The sequence below is a fragment of the Chryseobacterium sp. 2987 genome (genome assembly GCF_031456375.1).
Taxonomy (GTDB): Bacteria; Bacteroidota; Bacteroidia; order Flavobacteriales; family Weeksellaceae; genus Chryseobacterium; species Chryseobacterium vaccae.
This window is the reverse complement of the sequence record NZ_JAVDUN010000008.1, coordinates 1-16,588: the sequence shown is the minus strand read 5'-3', so window position 1 is coordinate 16,588 and position 16,588 is coordinate 1. Positions and strand designations below refer to the sequence as shown.

The window sequence follows — 16,588 nt, the reverse complement described above, 5'->3', positions numbered from 1 at the left end:
AAGTCCTACACTATTTCTCATAGTTTAAAAGAAGGTCAATAAAGTAGGAGTACGTTACAGAACCTTCCTGCTGGTTACTTTTCAGAAACAGATTGTTCGTAAATCCGAAAAAATCATCAAGCCAGCCCTGATGCCTTAAAATAAAAGCTCTTTCATAAGCTCTGTCTCTTTTCATGGCAGGAGAATAGTGGTTCAAAACCATTTTTACAAATTCAGGATCTTCCTCCACAATGAATCTTAAAAGGCTTTTAAGAGTGAAATATTCGGTGCTGTATCTCAAATCAATATTGTCTGAATGAATGCCAATCAGATAGCCTATAAAATTAGCTTCCTGTTCCCGTGCAAAGCCAAGCTGATGAGAACTTTCATGCGCCGACGTAAACGGAATAAAAGTGTGCGGAAGCTCTCCATTATATTGAGCTTCTGCCGTAAAAGGATTATAATATCCCAATATTCCGGTAAAGTTCATTACTTTTTTAAACAGGCTGGGTTTGAAAGCATTAACCTGCGGGGCTCTTTTGTCTGAAATAAACTTTGGAAGCTGCTGCTGTTGTTTAAGAATTTCAGTTTGTACCGATTTCAGATCAGTAATAATGAAAATACCGTTTTTATCTTCCCGAACGGAGGTGCGGGTAGCTTTACATTTTTCAAGATAGCGGAGAGCAAGAGTTTTCGCTTTATTAATGTCAGGCTCCTGTTGAGATGCAAGCTTTTTGATGATTGGAGTCTGAAAATACAGCATTCCCCAGAAGATCTGGTAGGTAAAATAGAAAATATTGATGCCTGCGAGTATTTTAAGAAAAGCATCGTTTCTGCCTGTCTTTTTAAAACATTTAATGAGAAAATATAAAAGAAAGATTCCCAGAATAATATAGATCAGATCTCCGAAAGAAAAAGGAATCCAGCTGAAAAGTACCTGATGTATTCCTTTTTGATATTCAAAGAACTGTTCAAAAAAAGAAACCATCATGCTGGATTTCGAAAATCCATAGAACAAAAGAAATTGGGCAAGTAATACACCTGCCCAAAATCGTTTTTTATGAATAATTTTTTTACTGTTAATGACCACTGCCTTTAGAAATTTTGTCTAGATCAATACCTTGTGCCTTCAGGATTCCTGTGACACGGATTGCATAGAACGCAAGATAAGCAAAACAGATAACACCTACGATATAGCTGAAGTGAATATTTGTTAAATCAGCAATGTAACCCTGTATCATACTGACAATACCACCTCCCATGATCATCATAATCAGGTAACCGGATCCTTGGTTAGTATGCTTTCCAAGACCATTGATCGCAAGAGCAAAAATACACGGCCATAGGGTAGAACAGAATAAACCTACACTGGTAAATGCATATACAGAAGTCATTCCAGAGGTAGACATTCCTATCAATAATGCTGCAATACCAGCTACGGAAAAGATCAGAAGCATTCTTGCAGGATTTCCTTTACTCATAATATCGCAGATAATCATTACGATAATAACCGCTGCATACACATAAAACGGAGAAAGATCATGTTTTGCAATGGCATTCACCAGAAGGAAGACTCCAAATGCAAGATAAGGAGCAATGAATCTTAATATCTTTTTAAATCCGCCGCTCACATCAAAAGCTTCTACAGCTCCGGTCCAACGGCCGATCATTAATGAAGCCCAGTATAATGAAATATAAGGAGCAACTTCTTTAGTTTCGAAACCTAAACTTTTTTCCATATATGCAGGAAGATTACTTGCTGTAGAAACCTCCACCCCTACATAAACAAAGATGGCAATCATCCCCATAACTAATTGAGGGTATTGGAAAGCTGATGTTTTATGATCGCCAGGAACAATATCATCAGTATCTTTAGTATTGGTAGGAGTTATTGCAGGAAGAGATGAAAACTTAAGCATTACAGCTACCAAAGCAAATGCAGCCCCTAAGATCAGATAAGGAATTTTTACACTTTCAATACTCGCTTCCGTATTAGCAGCAGAAGCAGATCCGAAAATGGCAAATGAAACAATAAGAGGGCCGATCGTTGTTCCCAAATTATTGATTCCCCCGGCCATTGTCAGTCTTTGAGATCCTGTTTCCACCGGTCCGACTTCAATGGCTAATGGATTGGCTACAATCTGTTGCAGTGAAAACCCGAGACCTACGATAAAAAGTCCTGAGATCATTAATGGGAAAGAACCCATATTGGCTGCAGGATAGAAAAGTAAAGTTCCCGCTGCAGAAATAAGAAGACCTAAAATTAAGCCGTTTTTATATCCTATTTTGTTGATCAGGTCTTGTTTCAAACTCTTTGAAACAGCCATATAAATTAAAGAACCCACAGTGTAAGCCACATAAAAGCAGATCTGTACGAGCATACTTTCAGTTTGGGTCAGTTTAAAGGCTTTTTGAAAGACCGGGATCAGAATGTCATTACTTGCCGCTACAAATCCCCAGAAAAAAAACACAGTAACCAAAGGAATGAATTGTCCCCAATTGGTTTGTTTAGAATAATTTGACATATTTGTTAAAAATTTCGCAAACAAATATAACTATTTCTTTTAAATAGAATGTTCCAGCAGCGTTTTTTTTATCTGATTATAAGCTTCTGTTTTTAAGTCTTTTGGAGAATCTGAAGGCTCCATAATTCCGTTGAAATATACTTTTACTCTTCCAGGGTAGCCTTTCGAGCTGTCAAAGGGGAAAATTTCTTTTAACCCGATAAAAGTATACACAGCAATAGGAGAATTATGTTTCGAAGATAAGGTGAAGGCTCCGTCTTTAAAATCATCCAGAATAACAGACGTGTCATCCGGAACGCCGCCTTCAGGAAATATGGCGATGCTGTTACCTTCCTCCATCTTTTCAGCACATCTTCTGTAAACATCGGCTCGGCTTCTGGCGCTTCCCCGGTCTACCATTACACATATTCTTTTATAGATGGTTCCGAAGATCGGAATTTTTACCAGTTCTTTTTTACCCACAAAACAAATCGGGTTGTGTGGAAATAAAATGCAGGTAAGCATAATATCCATGATGGAAGTATGATTCGAAATGAAAACATACTGGGTGTTTTTATCTTTCTTCTGGTCTGAAAGCTTGATCAGGTCATATCTCAGTCCCATACCGTAAAACATACCAAAGCACCACAATCGTATGAATTTATACGCATATTTATAATGCTTTTTGTTGAAGGATAAAATATAAACAGGAATTCCCAGAGTAACTGTCAGTACAAAAGCTAACAGAAGAAGCCAGAATCTCCATAGGTAATTTAAAATCTTTGCCACTGCTTAACCGTTAAAAATTACTTTCTTTTTTACTGAATAATTAAGAATGGAAACCAGCAGGATTGCCGCTACTTTGCTGATCATTTCCGGGCTTAAGGTATAAAAAATTAAATTGATATTATCCTTAAATATAAAACTGTAAAATACCTGGAAAAATCCAAGACTCAATAAGGTTGAAACAAAAGAAACTCCCATAAAATAGGCAAATTCCCGTTTCTTGGAATGTTTTCCTCTTTCAAAAACAAACCAGATGCTCAGAAAATAATTGCTGATGATGCCACAGCTCGTAGAGAAAATATTGCTTAAAGGATAATGTATACCATGAAAATTAACTTCCCTGGCAAAGACATGAGGAAGGTAGGTGCTGAATGCCTTAAAACTTCCGATCTCTACTACAGCACTCAGTCCTCCGGCAATGATGAAGAACAGAACCTGCTTCTGGCGTATGAGTAACTCTTTCATTCAAAATATATGATCTGCAAATTTATAACTATATATTAATATACCGGAAATAAAAGTTTTCACACAAAAGATTTTGTATCTCCTCAACCTGTTAATCGTGAATTTCGTCTTGCTGGTGAATGATAAATTAATAAGAAAGAGAGTCAAAATTTAAAATAAAGAAAAAAGATTAAGAAAGATGAGATGATAACCTGTGTCTTAGAACATATAAACATAAGCTCAGAAAAGGATCAACTAATAATGATATGTTAAACACTGAAAAAAGTTGTTAAAAAATTTTTTTGAATCAAAATTATGTCTAAATTTAATCTTCTGAATGATGTAATTATAACCTGATAATAAATTCATTTTCAACTTCTTGTGTTGATGGTTTTTTCTATCTTGTAATGCACGATTGAAAGCATACACCCCATTTTTACGCCCCTCAATTAATAACAATATTTGTATGAAACGTCAAAACAAATACAGAAAATTCCAGCTTCAGCAAAAAAATATTGAAGCTCTTGAAAAAGAAAATTCCCGCTTCAAAAGAGTATATTCTGAATATGAAAATATGGCAGATGAACTCTGGAATCTTGAAAATTCTACAGGAGAACCCGTACCCGATGATTTTATCAATGCGATGGTTCTTCAGACCTCCTATCTGGAAGATGAAATTGAAGACTGGCTGATCCAGTTCAATAACGAAAAAACTGATATAAAACATTCGTGATTTTAAACAGCTTCCAGGTTGTTTTTAAACGCTAATTGAAGATAAATTCATATTTTAGCACCCTTAAACTAAAATGTAAAATATGGTTGCTATTGTTGACAGTGGTTCTACTAAGTCGGACTGGGTGATTCTTGATGATTTCAAAAAGGTTTTTCTAAAAACAGAAACTATCGGCTTCAACCCGAACTTTATCAACAGAGAACTTATTGTCCCTGAAATAGAGAAAAACAGCAACCTGACATTGATCAAAAACTCCATCACAAAGATTTTCTTTTATGGTTCCGGATGCGGTGTGAAAAAAAACTGCGAAACAATAGAAGAAGAGCTTAAAAGGATATTTACCAGAGCTGAAATTGTGGTAAAAGAAGATCTTATGGCCGCAGCTTATGCCGCATACAGCGGAAAACCGGCTGTCGTATGCATTTTAGGAACAGGGTCAAACTCTTGTTATTTTGACGGGAAAAACCTGAAAATAGAACTACCGTCCCTTGGTTTCCTTATAGGAGATGAAGGAAGCGGAAGTGCGATCGGAAAACAGCTCGTGCGCAGATATTTTATGAAAAAACTTCCTGCAGACCTTCATTCCGAATTTGAGCAGGCTTATCAGCTTACGGTAGAAGAAGCATTGAAAAAGATGTATCACAGCCCGAGACCGAATGCCTTTCTGGCAGACTTCAACAAATTTGTGATCGAAAGAAAAGATCATCCTTACCTTAAGGAGATGGTTTTCGAAGAAATGAAGAACTTTTTCGAATACCAGGTGATTCCTTATGCCGAATCAAAAGATGCCGAAATTAACTTTATCGGCTCTATCGCTTATTACTATGAAAATATTCTCCGTTCTGTTGCGGCAGAACTTCATTTAAATGTGGGTCATGTCGTACAAAAACCTATCGAAAGTTTAGTAGACTACCATATTAAATATATACTTTAATAAAAAACGAAATTCTATGTCAAGTAAAACCCACCGCGACGAAAAGAACTTTAATCAGGCCGCGTTAGACTATCATAAAGCAGAACCTAAAGGAAAGATCGAAGTGATTCCTTCAAAGCCGCACTCTTCTCAAAGAGATTTGTCCCTGGCCTATTCGCCGGGAGTGGCTGTTCCTTGTATGGAAATCCACGATAAACCGGAAACAGTTTACGATTACACAGGAAAAGGAAACCTGGTAGCTGTAATTTCAAACGGAACTGCCGTGCTTGGGCTTGGTGATATTGGGGCAGAAGCCTCAAAACCAGTAATGGAAGGGAAAGGACTTCTGTTTAAGATCTTTGCAGATATCAATGTGTTTGATATCGAAATCAATGAAAAAGATCCGGATAAATTCATTCAGATTGTAAAAGGAATTGCTCCAACGTTCGGAGGAATTAACCTTGAAGATATTAAGGCTCCCGAAGCATTTTATATTGAGCAGAGACTTAAAGAAGAGCTGGATATTCCATTAATGCATGATGATCAGCACGGAACAGCAATTATTTCTGCAGCAGCACTAATCAATTCACTTCAGATTGCCAATAAAGATATTGCTGAAGTAAAGATGGTAGTGAACGGGGCAGGAGCAGCTGCCATTGCGTGTACTAAACTGTACATTGCACTGGGGCTGAAAAAGGAAAACGTTCTGATGTGCGACAGTAAGGGAGTAATCAATCATAAAAGAGAAAATCTTACCCCTGAAAAATTGGATTTCATCGCTCAAACTGATATTGAAACATTAGAAGACGCTGTAAAAGGTTCAGATGTTTTTATTGGATTATCAAAAGGTAATGTGATGACTCCGGAAATGCTGATGAGCATGACCGAAAACCCTATTGTTTTTGCCCTAGCAAATCCAGATCCGGAGATTGCGTATGACCTGGCTGTTGAAACCCGTAAAGACGTGATTATGGCAACAGGAAGAAGCGACTATCCTAACCAGGTAAACAATGTATTGGGATTCCCGTATATTTTCCGTGGTGCTTTAGATGTTCAGGCAAAAGGAATTAACGAAGAAATGAAGCTGGCTGCCGTACACGCTATCGCAGATCTGGCTAAAGAACCGGTGCCTGAAGCTGTAATATTAGCATATAATGTACAGAATTTACAATTCGGAAGAGAGTATTTCATTCCGAAACCTTTTGATAACAGACTGATCACCAAAGTATCAAGTGCTGTAGCAAAAGCAGCTATTGAAAGCGGAGTTGCAGGGAAAACAATCACAGATTTCGAAGAATACGAAAACCAGCTACTGGACAGAATGGGACGTGACGAAAAGCTGGTAAGAATGATGCAGAGCCGTGCAAGATCCAACCCGAAAAGAATTACCCTTGGAAATGCCGAAGAATACAATGTTCTGAAAGCTGCACAGATTCTTTATGAAGAAGGAATTGCTTTCCCAAGTCTTTTAGGAGATAAAAAATACATTCAGGAACAGATGGTACGTTTCGGAATCAATCTGGATGTACCGATTATCGATCCTAGTGATGACGATCAGAAGGAAAACAGGAAAAAATACAGAGAAACACTCTGGAAACTTCGTCAGAGAAAAGGAATGAACGAGTACAAGGCGAAAAGATATGTACGCCAGAGAGATTATTTCGGACCTCTGATGTTGAGACATGGAGATACAGACGGGCTTATCGTAGGGTTCTCTAAAAACTATACCTCAGTACTCCGTCCTGTTTTAGAAGTAATCGAAAAAGATAAAGGCGTAGACAAAGTAGCTGCAATGATGATGATCCTGTCTGAAAAGAAACCTATTTTCTTTGCAGATACTTCCATCAATCAGAATCCAACAGCAGAAGACCTGGTGAATATCGCTAAAATGGCAGAAATTACCGTAAAATCTTTTGCTATTGAGCCTAGAATTGCAATGCTTGGTTTTGAAAACTTCGCTGCCATCTCTGATACCTCTAAAAAAGTAGCCAAAGCAGTAAGTATTCTGCATGAAAAATACCCTAAAATGGTTGTAGATGGAGAAATTCAGCCGGATTTTGCCATGAACGCAGATCATTTAAGTGATTATCCATTCTCAAAACTTGGAACAACCCCGGCCAATACATTCATTTTCCCGAATCTTGAAAGTGCAAATTTATCTTACAAGATTATCAGAGGAATGAAAGTGGCACAGGTTATCGGACCAATCTTAATGGGATTAAAGCAGCCTGTACATGTATTGCAGATGCGTTCCAGTGTAGATGAAATCGTAAATCTTGCAACAATTGCAGTATTGGATGCTCAAAGAAGAGAAAGCAAAAAATAATAAAAAACCTGTTTTTTAAGAATAAAAATAGTATAAAACCTATCCGCTTGGATAGGTTTTTTGTATTTATATGAATTCATTGAATATACAGTCAAAATTTAAGTTAAAATTCATTCGTACTGGAAATAAAAACATTAATTAGTTTAAATTGCTATATTTGGGAGTTTTAAAAATTAATAATGATATTTTCTTTACAAGGCAGCGTTCAAGAACTTACGCCCACCTACGCAGTGATCAATGTACAAGGAGTTGGTTACTATGTAGGTATCAGTTTGATGACCTCCCAGGTACTGGCCCTGAATCAGCCGGCTTTCTTATTTACCCAGCAGATCATCCGGGAAGATGCCCACCTTCTCTTCGGTTTTAACACTCGTTCAGAAAAAGAGATGTTCAACCTGTTAATAAGCGTTAATGGGGTAGGCGCTGTTTCAGCACTTATCCTGCTTTCTACTTTAAGTCTCGGGGAGATTTCTTCAGCCATACTTTCAAAGAACAGTGCACTCATTCAAAAAGCAAAAGGAATCGGGGCAAAAACAGCAGAGAGGATCATTGTAGATCTTAAAGATAAAGTCCAGAAATTCAGTCTTCCGGAAGAAAACATTTCTGCCCTTGCAGATAATAAAATCAAGGAAGAATCGTTATCTGCATTAGAAGTTTTAGGGATTCCTAAACGGATGAGTGAAAAAATTGCAGACAGAATTCTGAAGCAGAATCCGGAGGTTTCTGTAGAAGAACTGGTAAAACAAATTTTAAAAAACATTTAACATTTGGTGGCGAAGAATAAGCATTTTAAGATATTTTTGTTCCTGTCGTTCCTGTGTATGTCAGTAAGTGGCTTTGCACAGCAGGTACGTGATACCGCGATTATAAAAAAGGAATATCAGCTGGCCGATCCTACAAGATACGAAGCCTACTATGACATAAAAACCGGAATGTATTTCATATATCCAAAAATTGGGAATATAATTACCGGTCCTCCTACAGCCATGTCTCCGGAAGAGTATAAAGAATTTATGATGGCAACCCAGACAAGGGCTTATTATAAGGAGAAATCGGATAAATACAACCTGCTTTTCAGGAAAGACAGAAGTGATGCCCGCAGAAAAGGCCTTATTCCTTCTCTGATGATCAATAACAAGCTTTTTGAAACTATTTTCGGAAGCAACAAGATTGAGATCATTCCTTCGGGATATGCCTCTTTAGACTTTGCAGGTTTGTATCAGAAAATAGACAATCCACTGATTTTACCGCAGAACAGAACGAGTTTCACCTTTGACATCGATCAGAGAATACAGCTGGGATTATTGGGAAAAGTTGGAGAAAATCTTCAGCTAAAAGCCAATTATGACACCCAGAGTGGTTTTGCATTCGAGAACAGAATGAATCTTGTCTGGCAGGCAAAAGGAAACTGGAAAGATTTACAGACTAAAGGTTTAGGTGATGTTGATAAACCAAGTGCCGGAGGAGAAGATAAAATCATCAAAAGAGTAGAATTCGGTAACGTAAACATGCCGCTTTCAACCAGTCTTATCCGGGGTTCGCAGTCTCTATTTGGTATGAAAACAGAGTTCCAGCTTGGGAAAACCTATGGAACTGTTGTGCTTTCCCAACAACAGGGTGAAGCAAGAAATATTGTTGTACAGGGTGGTGGTGTGATGAATAACTTTAAGGTCAATGCGATTGACTATGAAGATAACCAGCACTTTTTCCTTGGACATTATTTCCATGACCGTTATGATAATGCCTTAATGAACTATCCACAGATCAATTCCACAGTGAATATTACCAGGCTTGAAGTCTGGGTACTTGATCAGGGGAACAGTAATCTGGCGTATCAGAAAAGTATTATCGGGATCAGAGATCTTGGAGAAGGAGCAGGGTTGCCGGATAACTCTCAAAACGGCTTATATACATCAATTAATACCGCTATCGGAACACCTAGAGAGGCCGGTAAAAATTATGCACCCAATTTCCAGGGACAGACCTTTCCGGGAAGTGCGCAGCCTTATGATAATGGGGAACAGTTTATCTTCAATACCAAAGCAAGAAGGCTGAATTCCAACGAATATACATTACAACCTCAGTTAGGATATATTTCATTAAATCAGAAACTAAATGAGAATCAGCTTTTAGCTGTTTCCTATTCCTACACAGATGGGTCTAATAAAGTGTATAAAGTAGGGGAATTTTCAGAAGAAAGCCCTGTTCTGGTAACCAAAGTCCTAAGAGTAAATAACAGAGTGAATGTAGATTCGCCGATGTGGGACCTGATGATGAAGAATATTTATTCTCTGGATGCAGGGCAGGTTGCACAGGATGGCTTTATCCTCAACGTTTTTTACAGAGATCCTAAAACCGGAGGTAAAGTAAATTATCTTCCCGGAACACCGGTTGCAGACAAAAATTTATTGAAATTGTTGAATTGGGACCGCCTCAATATGAATGGTGACATTCAAAACAGTGGAGGAGTTCTGGGAGATGGTATTTTTGACTTTGTTAATGGTGTTACCATCAAACCTGAAACCGGAAGAATAATCTTTACCAAAGTACAGCCTTTCGGAACCTTTATGCAGAGTCAGGTTGGAAATGATCCGCAGTTTGTTTTCACAGACCTGTATAAGCAGCAGAAACAGACCGCTACGGCAAGTAACCTGGCACAGCGTTATACCATAGAGGGTCGTTATAAAGGAACACAGGGACAAGGAATTTCCCTTGGTGCAGTAAACGTTCCTCAGGGATCCGTAAAAGTTTCTGCAAACGGAGTACAGCTGACAGAAGGGGTGGATTACACCGTAGATTATATGCTGGGTACTGTAACAGTTATCAATGAAAATGTAAAACAGTCCGGACAGGCCATCAATATTTCATTAGAAAATCAACTGACTTTTAATACACAGAGAAAAAGATTCCTCGGCTTAAACCTCGAAAGACGATTCAGTGAGAACTTTATTCTGGGAGGAACGGTTGTTAATTATTCAGAATCTCCGCTTACCCAAAAGGTAAATTACGGACAGGAAGCTGTTAATAATACAATGGCGGGTATCAACATGATGTATAACAATCAGGTACCTTTCCTTACAAGATTAACGGATAAAATCCCATTGGTAAATACGGAAGCCCCATCCAATCTGAACTTCAAGATGGAAGCTGCCTATTTGCTTCCGGGACTTAATAAAGGAACAAATGACCAGTCTTATATTGACGATTTTGAGCAGACTACTTCTAAAATATCATTAAAAGAACCTGCTGCATGGAGTCTTGCCTCTAAACCGGAGAAAAATGTGCTCCCTCCTTTTAACGGAGTTCCGGCTAATGATGATACAACAACCGGTTACGGTAGAGGACTTTTATCCTGGTATAATATTGACCCTAGGTTCTGGGGAGTTGGAGGAAGAGCTCCGGCAGGGATTACGGCACAGTCAATGTCCAATCATGCATCCAGAAGAGTACAATATTCCGAAATTTATAACAACAGGGATTTTGTAGCTGGAGAGCAGACTTTCACCAATACCCTGGATATTTCTTATTTCCCTCAGGAAAAAGGTCCGTATAATGTGAATCCGAATGCAGAAGCTTCGGCCAGCAGATGGGCGGGAATTATGAGACCGGTGAGTGTACCTAACTTCATCACTTCGAATATAGAATATGTAGAATTCTGGATGATGGATCCGTATGCCGATGGTAATACCCTAGGATCGTCTCCTGGAAATCCGCCAAGACTTTTACTTCACTTAGGAAACGTTTCTGAAGACATCCTGAAAGACGGAAAAATGCAGTATGAGAATGGTCTTCCTACAGCAGGAGCACCTTCTACAACATCTGCTTCCAATTGGGGAATTCAGCCAAAACAACCCCCTATCCTTTATGCATTCTCTAGTGAAGGGGATGATAGAAGAGTACAGGATCTTGGGTATGACGGCTTAAGTTCAGAACAGGAATCATCGAGATTCGGAAATACATTTGTGAACCCGGTAACCAATCTGGTAGACCCTGCGGTAGATGACTTCGTATTCTATATGTCCGAGAAATTTACGGGCAGTCAGGCGTCTTCTGTGGTACAGAGATATAAATATTTCAGAAACCCGGAAGGAAACTCTCAGGCGAATTCATTGGAAGTTGCTTCACAGACACCGGATGCAGAAGATATCAACAAAGATTATAACCTTGACCAAACAGAAAGCTATAATGAATATGTTGTAAAACTTGACCAACCAAACCTTGCATTAGGACAGAATAATATCGTAGATGTAAAAACGGTGAAGGCAACCTTCCAGAACGGACAGTCTTCAGATGTAAAATGGTACCTTTTCAGAATCCCGGTTTCCAAATTTGAGGAAACTGGAGCAGAAGGAGAGCGTAAATCAGCAGTACTTAATAACGTAAGATTTGCGAGATTAATGTTAGCCGGATTCGAACAGACTTCTACATTAAGATTTGGAACATTGGATTTAGTGCGATCAGATTGGAGAAGATATCCAAATAAAATTGCCAGTATATCAGTGCCTGAGCCTAATGAAGGAACAACAGGACCTGATACGATGAACAATAATTTTGAGGTTGGAAGTGTAAATATTGAAGAAAATGCTTTAAATCAGCCTCCTTACGTATTGCCTCCGGGAATTGACAGACAGGTATTGAGTGGAAATGCAGGAGCTCAGAGACAAAACGAAGCGTCTTTGTATATGAAAGTGGACAATCTTTTTGAAGAGGCCAGAGGAGTTTTCAAAAATACATCCCTGGATATGAGAAGATATAAAAAGCTGAAACTTTTTGTACACGCTCATGACCCTACCCCTAGTGGAGGTAGTAATAACGGGCAAATAGATCCTAGAACCAGATTCTTTATTCGTTTCGGTAGTGATGCTACAGATAACTATTATGAATATGAATCAGCATTGAAATTGACGGATAAGACCGCAACTGCACCTATGGATATCTGGCCGTTTGAAAATGATGTAGATCTTGAAATCCAAAACTTTGTTGATGCTAAAATCCGAAGAGACAAGAGTTCACCTACTGATATCATCAAAAGAATCATGGATCCTGTATTTGGTGATGATTTAAAGAGAATTTATATCAAAGGACGTCCAAGTTTAGGAAATATTACAACCATAATGATTGGGGTAAGAAATGCAGGAGACAGAGTAGGAGGTCCAATTACCAGAGTTCTATGGGTGAATGAGATTCGTCTTTCTGAAATTGAAAATGACGGAGGATATGCCGGAAATGCAAGTTTGAACTTTAATCTTGGAGATTTTGCAACGGTTAATACCAGCGCTTCCTATACCTCAGTAGGATTTGGAAACATAGACTCAAAACCGGCAGAAAGAACCCAGTCTACCCAATCAGCTTTCAGTATCAATACAGCGGTAAATGTAGATAAATTCCTTCCTGAAAAAAGCGGAGTGAAAATTCCTCTGAACTATTCATACTCACAAACCATCGAAGATCCTAAGTACAATCCACTGGATACCGATGTAGAGTTCAATAAAGCTGCCAACAAAGAACAGCTGAAAAAAGTAGCGAGAACATATACCCAGCAGAGAAGTATCGGGGTAGTGAATATGCATAAAGAAAGAATGAACCCTAATAAGAAACCTAAATTCTATGATATTGAGAACGTTTCTGTAACGGCGGTATATAACGATGATTACTTCAGAGATATTTATACTTCCAGAAATTACAGACAGTATCTGAGAGGATATGTTGATTATAATTATACCTTCAAACCGTGGGTGATCAAACCTTTCAATAGAATGATCAGCGATACGGCAAAATCAACGAAGTATCTGAGATGGGTTAAAGAGTTTAATTTCAATCCTATTCCTACAAGATTATCTTTCAGAACGGAAATCGACAGAAATTATAATGAACTTGAATTTAGAAATGTAGAAGCTATTTTAAGTGGAAACACAGGAAGCAGCTTCGATGCAATCAAAAACAGAAACTTCTATTTTGGATGGCAGTACGGGTTGGGCTTCAATTTCACAAAATCATTAAAGCTGGAAATCAATTCTGCTACAAGAACCCTTAATGATCAGGTGGATGTGAATACCATGAATGACAAATCCATTTTTGGAAATGTATTCAGAGCGGGAAGGCCGGTATTGTACAATCACAGAGCACAGTTGAACTATAAACTTCCGTTCCAGTATCTTCCGTATCTTGATTTCATTAATGCAGAAGTAGGATATGGATTTACCTACAACTGGAATGCAAGGTCTACAGCACTCCTTTCGAGTCCTGAAGGAAGCCTTGGTTCTGTTGGTCAGAATACCAATATGATCCTGGCAACAGCAACGGCGGATATTCCGAAGTTCTTCAGTCAGTTTAAGTACTTTAAGAATATCAATACAAAGCTTCAGAAACGTAAGCAGGAGATTGACTCCCTGAATAATGTTTATACTCAGCAGTGGGAGAAAAAAAGATTCAAATACAAAAAATATAAGTTCAAGAATAAACTGACACCGCTTGAGAGTGCAGCATTCTTCATGACCTCTTTCAAACAGCTGGATGTTAATTACTCTGAAAATAACGGAACAGTACTTCCTGGCTTACTGTCTGCTCCGAACTGGTATGGCTACGGTCAAACCCTGGGAGGACCTACTATGGGATTCTTATTAGGGTCTCAGGCTGACGTCAGAAGAACCGTTCTGGAGAACGGATGGGTAAGTGACTCTCCTTATATGACAGATCCTTATATACGGATGTCAACACGGGAATTAAGAGCCAATTTACAAATTGTCCCAATTAATGAATTCAGAATAGATCTGAGTGCGTTGCATAATTATAACAGAAACTTCTCCCAGTCAGGATTCAATAACAGGAATAACCTGGCAACAACAAACCATGATTATGTATTTGCTAATGATCTGGTAACTTACTCTAATTCTGTAGTACTGTTGAAAACCTCGTTCAAGCAAAGCGAAGCGATTTACCAGGCGATCAGGCAGAATGCAAGAGAACTTTCACAACAGCTTGGTGGTCCTAATGCTCCATTAACAGATGGTTTTGCAGACGGCTATAGTATTTCCAATGCTTATGTGTTAATTCCTGCATTCAGAGCTGCTGTTGAAGGTAAATCTGTAAAACAGATGGGGAATGCAAAGAAAGCAGGACTTCCAATTCCGAACTGGAAACTAACCTATTCCGGATTGAGAAATATCCCGATTATTAATGGTCAGTTCTCTAAGTTTGATATACAACATACCTACACAGCAACCTATACAGCGGCAGGGGTTCAGTCAAGTATTGATTATTTTAATAGCCTAACTGCTAAAGGGAGTGATCCTAATGCTGTGTTTGATGTGAATGGTGACTACATCAATCCATTTACATTCTCACAGGTAGGTTATGTAGAATCATTCTCTCCGCTTATCGGAATAGATGTTACCATGAGAAATAATATGCAGTTTGGTATTCAGTATAACAAAAACAGGATGTTATCACTAGGTTTGGTAAACCATACCCTGACAGAAGATTCCAATACAGAATACGTGGTAAGGCTTGGTTATATTGTGAAAAACTTCAGATTAGGTATGGCCAATACCAGAGGAAGCAGAGGAAAAGGAAGCGACCTTAATATCAGGGGAGACATCTCATTAAGGGACAGTAAAACCTCTATTATGAATATTCTACTGAATGATTCGCAGGTGACGGGAGGGCAAAAGCTAATGAATATTAAGCTTTCTGCAGATTACAATGTTTCCGAAAATCTTAACCTGAGAGTCTTCTACGAACAAATGACTTCAAAATATAAGATATCAACGGCATTCCCATTATCTACCATCAGAGCCGGAATTTCTGCAACGTTTACGTTCGGTGATTCAGGTGGTTTCTAAAATAAAGTGAAATAAACTCAAATGTCCTTCAATTTTGAAGGACATTTTTTATATCTGATATTTGAAGCTAGTATAATTTTGAATACATTTGTACAAAATAAAAATTTAAAAATGAACACACCATCAGAATTAAAGTACACTAAAGATCACGAGTGGATCAAGATTGAAGGAAATGTTGCTACGATTGGTATTACAGATTTTGCACAGGGAGAGCTTGGCGATATTGTGTATGTAGATGTAGATACAGTAGATGATGATCTTGAAGGCGGAGCGGTTTTCGGAAGTGTAGAAGCAGTAAAGACGGTTTCAGATTTATTCTTACCTATTGCAGGAAAAGTAATTGAATTCAATTCAGATCTTGAAGATCAGCCTGAACTGTTGAATACAGAGCCTTATGGAAACGGATGGATCATCAAATTAGAAATTGCTGACGGTGCAGATCAGTCTGAATTGCTTTCTGCAGAAGAATACCAGGCTATCATTGGATAAAATTTCAAAAATATTTAGTAAGATTTTGCCCATTTATTGGGCATTTCTTACTTATATGCTTCTCAAACCCGGGCAGGAAAATCAGGAGTACTGGTTTATGTTCAGCGGTATTGACAAAGTCCTGCACCTGAGTATATTTGCCGTTCTGGGCTTTTGTTTTATGGTCACATTTCCCCGTATAAAGTTTTCCTATTACATTCAGATCATGTTGATCTACGCTTTTCTCACGGAGATTCTTCAGGAAGAGATGGGACTGGGAAGATCTATGGAAACCCTCGATATCGTAGCCGATACTATAGGTTGTCTTTTGGGATACTATATATATAAGGCTTTACTCAAACGATTTTTCTGATCACTTTATTGAAGTCAAAGAGGAACTTCACGTTTCAACTTCTCCAGATTTTAAATCCCTTTAATAAGATAATTGCTTATTAGCACTTTCCCGCTATTCGCTTCTACTCCTCAGGCTTTACTTTCCGCGGCATTTCCAGCGTCTTTCCAGTGCATGTTGCGGGGTAACCGCTGCTATCGGGGCTAGTGAGGTGTACCTTTTATGATGATTATTCATGAAAG

Annotated in this window: 11 protein-coding genes; 7 read left to right on the top strand and 4 right to left on the bottom strand. The window is 38.4% G+C overall.

Annotated features, from left to right (window positions below; translation table 11 throughout):
• Positions 1-10 precede the first annotated feature (10 nt).
• Genes J2Y40_RS19910 through J2Y40_RS19895 form a run of 4 tightly spaced genes read right to left on the bottom strand, consistent with a single transcriptional unit; the run spans position 11 to position 3,734 of the window.
• Positions 11-1,063 (bottom strand): DUF3810 domain-containing protein, encoded by a 1,053-nt coding sequence (locus tag J2Y40_RS19910; RefSeq protein ID WP_153399977.1) that lies wholly within the window; start codon positions 1,061-1,063, stop codon positions 11-13.
• The gene (locus J2Y40_RS19905; RefSeq protein ID WP_153397953.1) at positions 1,059-2,504 is read right to left on the bottom strand and encodes an MFS transporter; all 1,446 of its coding nucleotides are present in this window, start codon (positions 2,502-2,504) and stop codon (positions 1,059-1,061) included. Before J2Y40_RS19905 ends, J2Y40_RS19910 begins: the two co-directional genes overlap by 5 nt.
• A gap of 39 nt (positions 2,505-2,543) precedes the next feature.
• Positions 2,544-3,272: a 1-acyl-sn-glycerol-3-phosphate acyltransferase gene (locus tag J2Y40_RS19900; RefSeq protein WP_153397955.1), complete on the bottom strand. Its 729-nt coding sequence runs from the start codon at positions 3,270-3,272 to the stop codon at positions 2,544-2,546.
• A gap of 3 nt (positions 3,273-3,275) precedes the next feature.
• Positions 3,276-3,734 carry a GtrA family protein gene (locus J2Y40_RS19895; protein ID WP_153397957.1) on the bottom strand — a complete coding sequence of 153 codons (459 nt, stop codon included), beginning with the start codon at positions 3,732-3,734 and terminating at the stop codon, positions 3,276-3,278.
• Positions 3,735-4,179: 445 nt separating this feature from the next.
• On the opposite strand from J2Y40_RS19895, the gene J2Y40_RS19890 reads away from it, so the two are divergent.
• The 7 genes from J2Y40_RS19890 (at position 4,180) to J2Y40_RS19860 (ending at position 16,367) form a co-directional block, all read left to right on the top strand.
• Positions 4,180-4,446, top strand: coding sequence for a hypothetical protein (locus J2Y40_RS19890; RefSeq protein ID WP_153397959.1), 267 nt, complete (start codon positions 4,180-4,182; stop codon positions 4,444-4,446).
• An 82-nt stretch (positions 4,447-4,528) separates the two neighbouring features.
• On the top strand, positions 4,529-5,380 hold the full coding sequence (locus J2Y40_RS19885) for a BadF/BadG/BcrA/BcrD ATPase family protein (RefSeq protein ID WP_153397961.1): 852 nt from the start codon (positions 4,529-4,531) through the stop codon (positions 5,378-5,380).
• Between the two features lie 16 nt (positions 5,381-5,396).
• Positions 5,397-7,685 (top strand): NADP-dependent malic enzyme, encoded by a 2,289-nt coding sequence (locus J2Y40_RS19880; protein WP_153397963.1) that lies wholly within the window; start codon positions 5,397-5,399, stop codon positions 7,683-7,685.
• Between the two features lie 179 nt (positions 7,686-7,864).
• The gene (ruvA, locus tag J2Y40_RS19875) at positions 7,865-8,449 is read left to right on the top strand and encodes a Holliday junction branch migration protein RuvA (protein ID WP_153397965.1); all 585 of its coding nucleotides are present in this window, start codon (positions 7,865-7,867) and stop codon (positions 8,447-8,449) included.
• Positions 8,450-8,506: 57 nt separating this feature from the next.
• Positions 8,507-15,526: a cell surface protein SprA gene (gene sprA, locus J2Y40_RS19870; RefSeq protein ID WP_310001033.1), complete on the top strand. Its 7,020-nt coding sequence runs from the start codon at positions 8,507-8,509 to the stop codon at positions 15,524-15,526.
• Between the two features lie 111 nt (positions 15,527-15,637).
• On the top strand, positions 15,638-16,015 hold the full coding sequence (gcvH, locus tag J2Y40_RS19865) for a glycine cleavage system protein GcvH (protein WP_153397966.1): 378 nt from the start codon (positions 15,638-15,640) through the stop codon (positions 16,013-16,015).
• 25 nt (positions 16,016-16,040) lie between these two features.
• Positions 16,041-16,367, top strand: coding sequence for a VanZ family protein (locus J2Y40_RS19860; protein WP_310000920.1), 327 nt, complete (start codon positions 16,041-16,043; stop codon positions 16,365-16,367).
• Positions 16,368-16,588: the final 221 nt, after the last annotated feature.

Bases quoted from the DNA above. Each gene is read 5' to 3' on its own strand.
- J2Y40_RS19885 (WP_153397961.1), top strand. From the start codon at position 4,529: ATGGTTGCTATTGTTGACAGTGGTTCTACTAAGTCGGACTGGGTGATT.
- J2Y40_RS19880 (WP_153397963.1), top strand. From the start codon at position 5,397: ATGTCAAGTAAAACCCACCGCGACGAAAAGAACTTTAATCAGGCCGCG.
- ruvA (WP_153397965.1), top strand. From the start codon at position 7,865: ATGATATTTTCTTTACAAGGCAGCGTTCAAGAACTTACGCCCACCTAC.
- J2Y40_RS19890 (WP_153397959.1), top strand. From the start codon at position 4,180: ATGAAACGTCAAAACAAATACAGAAAATTCCAGCTTCAGCAAAAAAAT.
- J2Y40_RS19905 (WP_153397953.1), bottom strand. From the start codon at position 2,504: ATGTCAAATTATTCTAAACAAACCAATTGGGGACAATTCATTCCTTTG.
- J2Y40_RS19895 (WP_153397957.1), bottom strand. From the start codon at position 3,734: ATGAAAGAGTTACTCATACGCCAGAAGCAGGTTCTGTTCTTCATCATT.
- sprA (WP_310001033.1), top strand. From the start codon at position 8,507: ATGTCAGTAAGTGGCTTTGCACAGCAGGTACGTGATACCGCGATTATA.
- gcvH (WP_153397966.1), top strand. From the start codon at position 15,638: ATGAACACACCATCAGAATTAAAGTACACTAAAGATCACGAGTGGATC.